The organism is Bacteroides muris (ex Fokt et al. 2023), from assembly GCF_024704895.1.
GTDB classification, from domain to species: domain Bacteria; phylum Bacteroidota; class Bacteroidia; order Bacteroidales; family Bacteroidaceae; genus Bacteroides; species Bacteroides muris.
Genome location: NZ_JAMZEE010000006.1, coordinates 115,187 through 129,076, shown reverse-complemented (window position 1 = coordinate 129,076; position 13,890 = coordinate 115,187). Strand labels below are relative to the sequence as shown.

General features: G+C 42.3%; 10 protein-coding genes and 1 tRNA gene. 10 read left to right on the top strand and 1 reads right to left on the bottom strand.

Annotated elements, in window-relative coordinates:
* Positions 1-495 precede the first annotated feature (495 nt).
* From M1B78_RS04225 to M1B78_RS04185, 9 genes are all read left to right on the top strand, one after another.
* Entirely contained in the window at positions 496-1,779 is a 1,284-nt protein-coding gene (locus M1B78_RS04225; protein ID WP_257939973.1) for a site-specific integrase, read from the top strand.
* 65 nt (positions 1,780-1,844) lie between these two features.
* Complete coding sequence (locus tag M1B78_RS04220) at positions 1,845-3,134, top strand: PDDEXK nuclease domain-containing protein (protein ID WP_257939972.1); 1,290 nt, start codon at positions 1,845-1,847, stop codon at positions 3,132-3,134.
* Between the two features lie 11 nt (positions 3,135-3,145).
* The gene (locus M1B78_RS04215) at positions 3,146-4,171 is read left to right on the top strand and encodes a hypothetical protein (RefSeq protein WP_257939971.1); all 1,026 of its coding nucleotides are present in this window, start codon (positions 3,146-3,148) and stop codon (positions 4,169-4,171) included.
* A 223-nt stretch (positions 4,172-4,394) separates the two neighbouring features.
* On the top strand, positions 4,395-4,703 hold the full coding sequence (locus M1B78_RS04210; protein WP_135952737.1) for a DUF3853 family protein: 309 nt from the start codon (positions 4,395-4,397) through the stop codon (positions 4,701-4,703).
* A 14-nt stretch (positions 4,704-4,717) separates the two neighbouring features.
* Complete coding sequence (locus M1B78_RS04205; protein ID WP_257939977.1) at positions 4,718-5,794, top strand: AAA family ATPase; 1,077 nt, start codon at positions 4,718-4,720, stop codon at positions 5,792-5,794.
* 218 nt (positions 5,795-6,012) lie between these two features.
* A complete protein-coding gene (locus M1B78_RS04200) occupies positions 6,013-6,969 on the top strand; it encodes a toprim domain-containing protein (protein ID WP_257939970.1) in 957 nt (318 codons plus the stop codon).
* 210 nt (positions 6,970-7,179) lie between these two features.
* Positions 7,180-8,583: a mobilization protein gene (locus M1B78_RS04195; protein WP_257939969.1), complete on the top strand. Its 1,404-nt coding sequence runs from the start codon at positions 7,180-7,182 to the stop codon at positions 8,581-8,583.
* A 305-nt stretch (positions 8,584-8,888) separates the two neighbouring features.
* Entirely contained in the window at positions 8,889-9,830 is a 942-nt protein-coding gene (locus M1B78_RS04190; protein ID WP_257939968.1) for an OmpH family outer membrane protein, read from the top strand.
* Positions 9,831-10,160: 330 nt separating this feature from the next.
* On the top strand, positions 10,161-10,757 hold the full coding sequence (locus M1B78_RS04185; protein ID WP_257939967.1) for a hypothetical protein: 597 nt from the start codon (positions 10,161-10,163) through the stop codon (positions 10,755-10,757).
* Between the two features lie 264 nt (positions 10,758-11,021).
* Here M1B78_RS04185 and M1B78_RS04180 read toward each other — a convergent pair.
* A tRNA-Ser gene (locus M1B78_RS04180) sits at positions 11,022-11,106 on the bottom strand.
* Between the two features lie 554 nt (positions 11,107-11,660).
* On the opposite strand from M1B78_RS04180, the gene pflB reads away from it, so the two are divergent.
* Entirely contained in the window at positions 11,661-13,889 is a 2,229-nt protein-coding gene (pflB, locus tag M1B78_RS04175; RefSeq protein WP_257939966.1) for a formate C-acetyltransferase, read from the top strand.
* Position 13,890 lies beyond the last annotated feature (1 nt).

The following is a 13,890-nucleotide window of genomic DNA, read 5'->3' as shown; positions in this document are numbered from 1 at the left end:
TATCTTTCCATCTTATACCCACTTCATTTACACCGACCGTTCCGAATAGCTATAGGGCTTTGGTTTGTTTAGCAACCCTACCCACAGTCATATGCCTTGTATGAAGTTTCTGTTCGTTAGGTCAGATGTTGGCCGCCAGCTTCCTTCAGATTTCACCTCACGATGAACACCCTTGCTCTTGGCTATGTAATTCCCGCTATTAGGGCTTACTAGGGACTTGCACCCGTTAGATAATGCTCATGCCGAGCGTACTAAAAAAAGCCACAAATCATTGATTTGTAGCTTTTTGTCCGTTTACTGACCATTTCTGTCCAGCACGTTCATCGGAGAGACAGGCTCTAGAACCTACGCTTTCAGAAAATATCACAAAATTGCAAACCATTGATAATCATACACCATCTACGATGCAGAGTAAATCTAAATCTTTCTAAATGCCTTTTGCTATTTCAATTTTTGGGTGTATATTTGGGTGTAGAATTTCAAACGCACCCAATTATGAATATCAAACGTAACATCATTTTTGCATTGGAGAGCCGGAAGAAGAACGGTGTGCCAATCGTAGAGAACGTGCCTATCCGTATGCGTGTCATATACGCAAGCCAACGCATCGAGTTTACAACAGGCTACCGGATTGACGTAGCCAAATGGGATGCCGACAAACAACGGGTAAAGAACGGATGTACTAACAAGCTAAAGCAAAGTGCAGCCGAAATCAATACGGACTTGCTGAAATACTATGCCGAAATGCAAAACGTGTTCAAGGAGTTTGAGGTGCAGGAAACCATACCTACCACCCAGCAGCTAAAGGATGCGTTCAATCTGCGGATGAAAGACAGCAGTGGAGAACAACAGGAAGAAGCGCAGATTAGTTTTTGGGAAGTGTTCGATGAGTTTGTAAAAGAGTGTGGCAACCAGAATAATTGGACGGCATCCACCTATGAGAAATTTGCAGCGGTAAGAAATCACCTCAAAGAGTTCAAGGAGGATGTAACCTTTGAATACTTCAACGAATTCGGGCTAAATGAGTATGTCAATTTCTTGCGTGACAAAAAGGACATGAGAAACAGCACCATCGGTAAACAAATGGGATTTCTCAAATGGTTCCTGCGTTGGAGCTTCAAAAAAGGGCATCATCAGAACATTGCATACGACGCATTCAAGCCCAAATTGAAAACAACCCCTAAAAAGGTAATATTCCTGACATGGGATGAACTGAACAAGCTGAAAGATTATCAAATACCGCATGACAAGCAGTATTTGGAACGTGTCAGGGATGTCTTTCTGTTCTGTTGCTTCACGAGCTTACGATATTCGGATGTCCGTAACTTGAAAAGAAGTGATATTAAGCCCGACCACATTGAAGTCACCACAGTCAAGACTGCGGACAGCCTGATAATCGAACTGAACGACCACAGCAAAGCCATTCTTGAAAAATACAAGGATGTTCATTTCGAGAACCACATGGCATTGCCCGTCATCAGCAATCAGAAGATGAACGATTATCTGAAAGAACTGGGTGAACTGGCGGAAATCAACGAACCTGTACGGGAAACCTACTACAAGGGAAATGAGCGCATAGATGAAGTCACACCCAAATACGCATTGTTAAGTACCCACGCCGGAAGAAAGACTTTCATCTGTAATGCGTTGGCACTCGGAATTCCGGCACCGGTGGTTATGAAATGGACGGGACACAGCGACTATAAAGCCATGAAGCCCTATATTGACATAGCGGATGACATCAGGGCAAACGCCATGAACAAGTTTAATCAACTATAAAAGTATCAATTAGTTTCATTGATTACCACCATTGAAGTATATTTGTATTCTGAAAATATTATAAGATGATTAACAACGGACATAACATAGAAAAGACGAATTTTGACGCATTTATAAATGCTGTCGGTTCAGAAATACAACAGGCGCAAGTACGGCTGATTACCGCAGCCAATGCACAAATGTTGTTCCATTATTGGAAAATGGGCAACTATATTCTCTATCATCAGCTACTGCACGGATGGGGAAGCAAAACCATCAAACAGTTGGCAAAGGCTATCCGGCTAAATTTCCCTGAAAAGAAAGGCTATTCGGAACGCAACCTTACCTATATGTGTCAGTTTGCAAAGGCGTATCCTTTAAGAACATTACAGAATTTCATTGAAACGGACGCAAAGCTGATAGCTCCAAGCGTGGAGAAAATTGCAGACGAAGTATGCTACTTAAACAATGTGCAATTTACGCAAGAGCCTCTTGCGCAAATTCAATCCGTTGATAACAAGGAAATTATAATCACGCAAGAACCTCTTGCACAAATTCATAATGTTGCCAAAACCGTATCCGACATTTACCGAATGGAAATTAAGGATATAGAAAATATATTTATGGCATCACCTGTTGCAAGAACCAATTGGGCGAGCCATGTGATTATGCTTAACAGTTCGCTTCCATTGGGTGTAAGCTATTGGTACATGAAACAGTCCGTGGAAATGGGCTGGAGCAGCAATGTTCTTAAAATACAAATTGAAACCAATCTGTATAGCAGACAAATCAGCAATAATAAGGTAAACAATTTCACCACTACACTTCCTGCACCGCAAAGCGACCTTGCCAATTACCTTCTGAAAGACCCATACATCTTTGACTTGGCTGGAACTAAGGAAAAGGCAGACGAAAGGGACATAGAAGAGCAGCTGGTTAAGCACGTCACCCGTTACTTGCTGGAAATGGGGAATGGCTTTGCCTTTGTTGCCCGACAGAAGCATTTTCAAATTGGTAACAGCGATTTCTATGCAGACTTGATTCTGTATTCCATCCCCTTACACGCATACATTGTAGTAGAATTAAAGGCTACCCCATTCAAACCGGAGTATGCAGGACAACTGAACTTCTACATCAATGTAGTGGATGACAAATTAAGGGGCGAAAATGACAACAAGACTATCGGGTTATTGCTGTGCAAGGGGAAAGACGAAGTTGTAGCACAATACGCATTGACAGGCTACGACCAGCCGATAGGCATCAGCGATTACCAGTTGAGCAAGGCTATACCTGAAAACTTAAAATCGGCTCTGCCAAGTATAGAAGAAGTGGAGGAAGAACTGACTTCCTTTCTTGATAAAGATAAGAACCCATAAACCAAGCGTATATGGCAGGAGAAATACAGATTATGATTCCCCAATATGGCGAACTCAATCGGATATACAGCGACTTTATAGTCAGCCATACTTTCTCTTTTGACAGGCAGAAATTCATCACGGACTTCTACAAGCAATACAATGACACAAAAGCTTTTGAAGCCGCCATCCTTGAATTGGTGCTTGACAAACCGAAAGAACAATATACTCTGGTTCTCAACAGCCTGAGAACCGAGATAGAGAAAAACATACTGATTTACGAAAAACATCCATTGTTTGATAACGAGGTAATTTCTCGTGTATGCTACAACTTTGCTGGCAGATATGATATTGATATAAAGGCACAACTGGAGGTTACACAAAAATTAAGCAAGCCTTTGAATGAAGCATACAACAGGTATGATTCCATTGGCTACAGGGTACATACGGCAGCAGAAGAAAAGCAAGCCGAAAAGGAGTATGAACGCTGCAAGGCTGAATATGAGAAGGAAAAAGAAGAACTGGACAGGCTTTATGAATTGGAAAGGCAGGCAAGAAAGGAAGTTTTCCAATATATAGAGAACTGTTGCGGAGATATTTATAAACTGAGTTTTCATTTTATGGAAATATTGGCAAAATATATTCCCGTAGCAAAAGACAAGCCGGATGAAACGAGCAAGCAAGAGAAACAGCAGGATGCGCTAAAGGAGCAACCCGAATATTTCGATGCAGAATTACTTTCGCTTATTCATAAAGTCTGTGTGGGGGAACAGTTTGAAGATATTGCAACTCAGGACTTCTATGCCAACATGAACCTATACTCCTGTAAAAAGGAATTAAAAATCAAGGCACGAGAAAAGATACGGGTGTGTTACCTGATATTCCTGATGAGTGAAAGACTGCCCAAACAAGACAGGGATAAATGGAAGAATATAATCCTGAAACAGTTGGATATTGACGAGAACTACTACAAGTCAAAGTACAAGGAACCGGTGTCGGATTTTCCAAGTGACAGTAACCAGAAGTTCGCCAAAGAAATGGACGCAATATTCCGATAATCCGTGATACACCCTGATATTTTACGAAATCACCACTTTTACCACTCAAATTAATTTTTGAGTGGTATTTTTATTATCTGATATTCAGAGAAATAATAAAAGATTCCATTTATACCAACCACATCCTTACCACTCACGCCCCCGCCTAATTTTGCATCGTTCGAGAACAGAGATAACAGCCAGTGCGCAGGGCTGATTGTTTAACGGCTAAATAGATTGAACGATGACAAATCTTCAAGAGTTATTATTAAAACCCGTCTGGCAGATGACAGGCGAAGAGTTCATATTCCTGAGCAAGCACGCTTCCGGTCAAACGGAAGTGCAACCACGACCCGTTACGGACACAGAAAGAAAGTATGTGTACGGAATACTTGGTATAGCCAAACTGTTCGGGTGTAGTCTGCCCACCGCCAACCGCATCAAGAAAAGCGGAAAGATAGACAAAGCCATCACCCAGATAGGACGCAAGATTATCGTGGATGCAGAACTTGCCCTTGAACTGGCAGGAAAGAAAACCGGAGGACGGAAATAACGGGAGGAATGGCTATGGACTATATGAAAGAGTTTAAGGACATATCGGCAGAAGAAGCCGTAATCCTTTGGCAAGCCTCACGTTTGAGTCTGTCGAAAAGTTATGAGAAAGCACCTGAAATCCTCAAAGTGCATGGTTCTGTCATTGGGACATTGGGCAATTTCAGTGCATCCATCGGCAAAGCCAAAAGTAAAAAGACATTCAATGTTTCGGCTATTGTAGCCGCTGCATTGAAGAATGGCACAGTGTTGCGGTATGTAGCGGAACTCTCCGACGGGAAGCGGAAAGTGCTTTATGTTGATACGGAGCAAAGTCCTTATCATTGCCTGAAAGTCATGAAACGTATTTTACGGATGGCTGGCTTGCCTGATGACAGGGATAATGAGAACATTGAGTTTCTCGCCTTGAGAAAATACACACCTGAGCAGCGTATAAAGATTGTCGAACAGGCTATCTATAATACGCCCGACATTGGGCTTGTAATCATAGATGGTATCCGTGACATGGTATATGATATCAACAGTCCCGGCGAATCCACACGCATCATATCCAAACTGATGCAGTGGACGGACGACAGGCAGATACATATCCATACGATACTGCACCAGAACAAAGGGGATGAGAATGCGAGAGGGCATATCGGCACGGAGTTGAACAATAAAGCGGAAACCGTATTGCTGGTGGAAAAGGACAAGAGCAACGGGGATATAAGCAGTGTTTCCGCCATGCACATCCGGGCAATGGATTTCGAGCCTTTTGCCTTTCGCATCAACGATAGTGCCCTCCCAGAACTCATAGAGGGCTACAAAACAGAAAGCAGGAAACCGGGAAGACCCGAGGAAGAAAAGTTCGACCCTTACAGGCATATCACCGAACAGCAGCACCGTATCGCATTGGAAGCCGTTTTCGGGCTGAAAGAGGAATACGGTTACAAGGAACTGGAAGATGCTTTAATCAAAAGCTATACGTCAATAGGTGTAAAGCTGAACCATCAAAAGGCGGTACCGCTCATCACCATGCTTCGCAACAAGCGGATGATAGTGCAGGAGAACGGCAGAAAATACACATTCATGCCCGACTTCCACTATTAGCCTGTTGCTTGTAATCGCTTCACTTTATTCTGTGGGTCTATATATTAAGGATAAAGCGAAGTGATGCAAGGAATGGATAAACCGCTTCACTTTATTGCCGTATTCTATATATACGACAATTTAGTGAAGTGGTTATACAGACCGAGACCGTACTTAATAAAAATGTACGGGCGAAAAGAGAAATAAACCAATTTACCAACTACTCAAACAATCATTTTATGGATATACAGACAGCCAAGCAAATCAGGATTGCAGATTATCTGCACAGTTTGGGATATTCTCCCGTCAAACAACAGGGTATCAACCTATGGTATAAATCACCGTTAAGGGAAGAAACTGAAGCCTCGTTCAAGGTAAATACCGAGCGTAACCAATGGTATGATTTTGCACTCGGCAAAGGCGGCGGCATCATCGAACTGGCTTCACACTTATATGCTACCGACCATATACCTTATATATTGGAACGCATTGCGGAACAGACTCCACATATCCGTCCTGTTTCTTTTTCTTTTGGCAAGCAGTCATCTTCCGAACCGAGTTTTCAACAACTGGAGATTGTGCCGCTTTCTTCTCCTGCCCTACTCACCTATTTGCAGGAAAGGGGAATAAACATTGTACTGGCGAAAAGAGAATGCAGTGAAGCGCACTTCACCCATAACGGCAAACGGTATTTCGCCATCGCCTTTCCCAACATGTCGGGTGGGCATGAAATCCGCAACCGATATTTCAAAGGTTGTATCGCACCAAAAGATATTTCCCACATCAGACAGCCGGGAACAGCGAGGGAAACGTGTTATGTGTTCGAGGGATTTATGGACTATCTTTCATTTCTTACTTTGAGATTGGAAAATTGCCCGAAATTTCCCGAACTGGACAGACAAGATTATATGGTATTGAACTCTGTATCGAATGTGAGCAAGGCTCTCTATCCGTTGGGTAGTTACGAGCGCATACATTGTTTCTTTGACAATGACCGTGCAGGGATGGAAGCACTCCGGCAAATCCGTATGGAATACGGCAGGGATTTATACATCCGTGACGCTTCGCAGACCTACAGCGGATGCAAGGACTTGAACGAATACCTACAGAAACAGGCTGAAAGAAACAGGCAAGTCCAGTCCGTAAGAGAGACGCACACCCAGCCACCGAAAAAGAAGAACGGCTTTCGGTTATAGCCCACTATAACTACACGCTCCGCTTCCGTAGTTGTGGGCTCTCCCGAGGGGATTAGGGCTTTGCCCTAATGACCCACTCAGGGCGTTTCACCCCTGAGAACCCCGAGCAAAGAGTGACCCTCTCTTTGCAATCTCCGCTTATGGGTTACCCCTAAGAACCCCGTTACGGAAGCGGACAAAGTAATCTAATGTAAACAAAAAAAAGAAGCTATGGCAACAAAATCAAGCATACACATAAAGCCTTGCAACATCGCATCGAGTGAGGCGCATAACCGAAGGACTGCCGAGTATATACGAAACATCGGGGTGTCCAAAATCTATGTTGTGTCCGAACTTTCTGCCGACAACGAACAATGGATAAACCCGAACTTCGGCACTCCCGAACTGCAAACGCACTATGACAATATCAAACGGATGGTCAAGGAAAAGACCGGACGTGCCATGCAGGAAAAAGAACGGGAACGCAAAGGAAAGAATGGTAAAATAATCAAGGTGGCAGGATGTTCACCTATCCGTGAGGGAGTGTTGCTCATCAGAGCGGACACCACATTGGCAGATGTGCGTGAATTTGGCGAAGAGTGCCAAAGACGCTGGGGCATCACGCCACTCCAAATATTCCTGCATAAGGACGAAGGACATTGGCTGGGTGAAAAACCTGACGCAGAAGACAAAGAGAGTTTTCAAGTGGGTGAAAAATGGTTTAAGCCGAATTATCATGCCCATATTGTTTTTGACTGGATGAACCACGATACAGGAAAGAGCCGTAAACTCAATGACGAGGATATGGCAAAAATGCAGACTTTGGCATCAGACATTCTAATGATGGAACGTGGGCAATCAAAAAATGTTACTGGTAAGGAGCATTTGGAACGAAATGACTTCATCATTGAGAAGCAGAAAGCCGAACTACAACGTATAGAGGAAACCAAGCGACACAAGGAACAACAAGTAAGCCTTGCCGAGCAGGAACTCAAACAAGTAAAATCGGAAATACGCACCGACAAACTCAAAAGCGCAGCTACCGATGCAGCCACAGCCATAGCAAGCGGTGTCGGTTCTCTTTTCGGCAGCGGAAAACTAAAAGAGCTGGAACATAGCAATGTGGAATTGCATCAGGAGATTGCCAAACGGGACAGAAGCATTGATGATTTAAAAGTCCGGATGCTACAGATGCAGGAACAGCATGGCAAACAGATTCGTAATCTTCAAGGAATACATAATCAAGAGCTTGAAGCCAAAGACAAGGAAATATCCCGATTGAACACCATTCTTGAAAAGGCGTCCAACTGGTTCCCATTGCTCAAAGAAATGTTGAGGATGGAAAAACTATGCTATGCCATCGGATTTACCAAAGATATGATAAACAGTCTTTTGACAAAAAAGGAAGCTATCAGATGCAATGGGAAAATCTATTCCGAAGAGCATAGGCGAAGATTTGAAATCAAGAATGATATTTTCAAGGTTGAGAAAAGTTCGGTTGATGAGAATAAATTGGTGCTGACCGTAAACAGGCAACCAATCGGAGAATGGTTTAAGGAGCAATGGGAGAAACTTCGGCAAGGTTTACGACAATCAACGGAAGAGCCAAGAAAAAATAGAGGATTCAGGATGTAATCTTGATAGGATTCGATTGTATCTCAATAAAATTGCATATCTTTGTAGTCGGATTGAGGAAACTCTCTCCAAAACATATTAGAATTAGAAGAAGCGTTATGCTTATTTCTTGCGAATGAAAACCTGAGAAACTTTCAAACGTGTACAAGAATAGCATAGTGGTTCTCACGCTATAGCGTGGGCTGCTATTGTTACATCTGTACACAAAGGTTTTCTCAGGACCTTCATTCAAAGGCGTGGCATTACAGTTCCACGCTTCTATTTTTAATTGGCTCTTGGGGACTGGGGGCAAAATAAACATGAATATGAAATATTTTAAATTCGGTTCATTCTGCAAGAGTGTTTTTCTAATGACATTGGTTACTTGTTTATCTCCATCCGTGTTATCTGCTCAGAATAATCTAATTGTACAGCAGAATGTTGGCAATCAGCAACAAGTTAAAGAAGAACAAGGGGGATATTATATAAATGGTATTTCAACTAAAGAGGATATAGGAGGGGTTGAGGTTTCACGAGGAATACGTGTTAGTAATATATCACTATCTGGAGATTATCGGATAAAATTTAGAAATTACAATAACATTCCTGTTTCTGTAATTTATGAATTTGAAGTTTGTAATGGTACAAAACTAACTGGAACAATAGTATTAGATGCCGGAGAAGAGAAAGAAACCTCGGATGACTATTGTGGTCCATGTAATTTCAAGTTAATTACTAGGTCATTCACTTCTAATAGCACACAGCAAAGAGGTCAATATTTTGGGATACAAACACCAAACAATACTGTACCTGCTCAGAGTGCCGGCACATTTAAGTTGGGATATATAGAGACAGTTAATTTGATGGAATATGTACCCGGTTTTCAAAATGCACAAGAAAAAATGAAGTTGCGTACTAAAGAGTTTGAAGCCGAGTTTAATCAGATGCAACAAGAATTACAGTCTAAAATTGAGCAATATCAATTGAATAGCAAAAATGGTGTGAACGAGGCACAACTAAAGATACAGCAAGATGAATTAACAAAATTAGACCAGAAAATAAAACAGTTCAGAGAATCAGCAACCCATACTTTATCTCAATATCAAGCAAATTTGATGATACCCATTCAGGAGCGTCTGATTGAAGCCATAAAGCAAGCGGCCAAGCAACATGGTGCACAAGCGGTGTTTGAGAAAAATACTTGCCTATATTTTAATGATGACTCTTGCATTGATTTGTCTGTTACAGTTAAAGAACTGTTGCGATAATGAAACTCGTTATCAATAAATGAATATTTTGGAGGCAAAAAAGACTTACATTTGATACCTATAGTAAAATCAATAATCGGTCACTATCATTAGGGTAATGTTCTCGCTATTATGTTGCTACAATAATTTATGTAGCGACATAATAGCAGGAAACAGGACGCAAAATTTGTTTTCGTATACAACAATTAGAGTTTCTTAATCTTGATGAGCCAGTCGTTTTAAGTAAAGATTATTTATAGTCGTGGAAAATAATTCTTTTATGATTATGATGAACTATAAAATACGTTACACATAACTTTTATAGGCACTTGGTATAAACCTATGTCAACAATGGAAAGATATTTGGATTTGAATCCCTCTGCAGAACGCTATTTATTACTGGATATACAGCATGGAAACATTGTATGTTTTCTTGTAGCTATTATTTGTATTGCGATACTATTATGGTGGCAAAAGACTAGATTGGACAAGGGGAGAAAAAATAGTTTGATATATATATACAGCATACAGTGTGCCGCATTTTTAGGTTTACTTAGTGGTATATATATGTTGAATGGCGAAGGGTACACATCCATTTTTGCCGATTTTGTGTGGATTATGTACCTGGGATTTGGAGTGTGGCTACCTGCTATAATTATTTTGGGATTGTCACATCTTATATATCGGGCATACAATAAAAGAAAGAGACGCAAAAGTAATTATACTTATTTCAAAAAAGCCTATATTTTGCTTCTTGCTATTGCAACAGTGGTAGTAATACATTGTTCACTTAGTTTTGTTTGTAATATAATTGATTTGAGTAGGTGTGAGAGCTATGTGGAAATGAATATCGACAGAGTAAACATAGAAGATTCAGACATAGCCGTATCAGAATCAATTAAAGAGTTTGAAGACAAACAATTACATTGGGATTCTGTGCTAAAATAATAATTGAATTATATTTTCTAACAGTTTTGAGCTATAAGAGGCAGGGGTTTAAACGAGAAAGCATATAGTTGTAAAACGTTGTTAGTAATAACGATATTTCCCATCTTTACACTTAAATAACGCGAGTTTGATATTTGTTTTTTTGGGGATGGTGAGATTCTCATGTCGAACTCACGTTAAATAATACAAAAACACCCAATTCTACATTCTTGGGTGTAAAATTGGGTGTTTGTTTTGCAATTTGCTGATTTGCAGCGTTTATTGCGGAGAGACAGGGATTCGAACCCCGGGTACCTCGCAGTACAACGGTTTTCAAGACCGCCGCAATCGACCACTCTGCCACCTCTCCAAACTCCTCTTTCAAGAAGTGCTTTTCTCTTAAATCGGTGCAAAGGTACAAATCATTTTTAATTCTACAAACTTTTCTGCACAAAAAAAGAGCAATTATAGCAAAATTCTTGTTCATACCCACTACGAAACCAGCATAACAGCATTTAGACTATTTGTTAAAATGTACCAAAGACAATATAATATTTTACAACCAATTGATTATCAACATACTTACAAAGACCCACATTCAGTATACGATTGAACCCTATTCAGTATACGACTGAATGGCATTCACTATACGACTGAATTAGGTTCAGAATACGACTGTTCCTTAAACCTACATCATTTGTAAATAATGCAGATTATTATCCGATTCTTGTTCTGTTCATAAACCATATATTAAAGAAAGTATTAACATCTCCACTTCCACAGACATTCACTACCTAATGACAGTTATTTTATACTGTTCAACATAAAAAGGGTAATCTCTCTTATAAAATTACGGAATTTATTCAGTATTTTTGCACGCTCTAAAGGATAACATTATCTAACCTACTAACAAAAACAAATTTTATGGAATTGAACAAAACCTTTACCAATGGGCTTTGGAGCAAAGAAATCAATGTCAGTGACTTCGTCAGTAGAAACATCGCACCCTATACCGGGGATGCATCCTTCTTGCAGGGACCTACCGAACGTACCAAACGTATCTGGGACATCTGTCTGAAGGCTCTTGAAGAAGAAAGAAACAACAATGGCGTCCGCTCACTAGACAATACTACCGTGTCTACCATCACTTCTCACAAGGCCGGGTATATTGATAAAGACAATGAACTTATTGTCGGTTTGCAGACTGACGAACTGTTGAAACGTTCCATCAAACCTTTCGGAGGCATCAACGTGGTAGCAAAGGCATGCCGTGAAAACGGAGTGGAAGTGGACGATAGAGTAAAAGACATCTTCACCCATTACCGCAAAACACATAACGACGGCGTATTCGATGTATATACCGAAGAAATCCGTTCCTTCCGTTCATTGGGATTCCTAACCGGTCTTCCCGACAACTATGCTCGCGGACGTATCATCGGTGACTACCGTCGTCTGGCACTCTACGGCATCGACCGGCTTATCGAAGCCAAGCAAGAAGACTTGCGCAATCTGACAGGTCCCATGACCGAAGCCCGTATCCGTCTGCGTGAAGAAGTATCAGAGCAAATCAAGGCCCTGAAAGACATCAAAGTGATGGGCGAATACTACGGACTCGACCTCAGCCGCCCCGCAACATCAGCGCAAGAAGCTGTGCAATGGGTATATATGGCTTATCTGGCTGCCGTGAAAGAACAGGACGGTGCTGCCATGTCATTGGGCAACGTTTCTTCATTCCTCGACATCTTTATCGAATATGATTTGGCTCACGGCAAGATTGACGAAACTTTTGCACAGGAACTGATAGACCAGTTCGTCATCAAGCTGCGCATGGTACGCCATCTGCGTATGCAGTCGTACAATGACATCTTTGCCGGAGACCCGACTTGGGTAACCGAAGCCATTGGCGGCCGTTTCAACGACGGACGCGTGAAAGTGACCAAAACCTCTTTCCGTTTTCTGCAAACCCTATACAATCTCGGTCCTTCTCCCGAACCGAACATGACGGTACTTTGGAGCCCGGAATTGCCGGAAGGCTTCAAGGATTTCTGTGCCAAAGTTTCCGTAGACACAAGCTCTATCCAATACGAGAACGATAACCTGATGCGCGAAGTGCGCAACTGCGACGATTATGGTATCGCCTGTTGTGTATCTTACCAAGCCATCGGAAAGCAAATCCAGTTCTTCGGCGCACGTGCCAACCTTGCCAAGGCCCTGCTGCTTGCCATCAACGGTGGCCGTTGCGAAAACACCGGAACTGTCATGGTGAAAGGTATTCCCGTATTGACCGGCGAGACACTGAAGTTTGAGGAAGTTATGGCCAACTACAAGAAGGTACTGACTGAAATAGCCCGTGTCTACAACGAGGCCATGAATATCATCCACTACATGCATGATAAGTATTATTATGAGAAAGCCCAGATGGCATTCATCGATACCGACCCACGCATCAATCTGGCTTACGGTGTGGCAGGACTTTCCATCGCCATCGACTCCCTCTCTGCCATCAAATATGCCAAAGTCACCGCCCGCCGTAATGACATTGGTCTGACAGAGGGCTTTGATATGGAAGGTTCTTTCCCTTGCTTTGGTAATAACGATGACCGTGTAGATTACCTCGGCGTGGATTTAGTATACTACTTCAGCGAAGAACTAAAAAAGCTGCCCGTCTACAAGAACGCCCGTCCTACCCTCTCCTTGCTGACTATCACCTCCAACGTAATGTACGGCAAAAAGACCGGTGCCACTCCAGACGGACGCGCCAAAGGCGTTGCGTTTGCTCCGGGTGCCAACCCCATGCACGGGCGTGACAAGAACGGTGCCATCGCTTCCTTGAGTTCCGTAGCCAAATTGCGCTACCGCGACTCGCAGGATGGTATCAGCAATACTTTCTCCATCGTTCCCAAATCACTGGGCCCGACACCGGAAGAACGTGTAGAGAACCTGGTAACCATGATGGACGGCTACTTCACCAAAGGTGCCCACCACTTGAACGTAAACGTACTGAACCGCGAGATGCTGGAAGATGCCATGGAGCATCCCGAAAAGTACCCGCAACTCACAATCCGTGTTTCCGGCTACGCCGTGAACTTCGTGAAATTGAGCCGCGAGCATCAGTTGGAAGTCATCAGCCGTTCATTCCACGAAAGAATGTAAT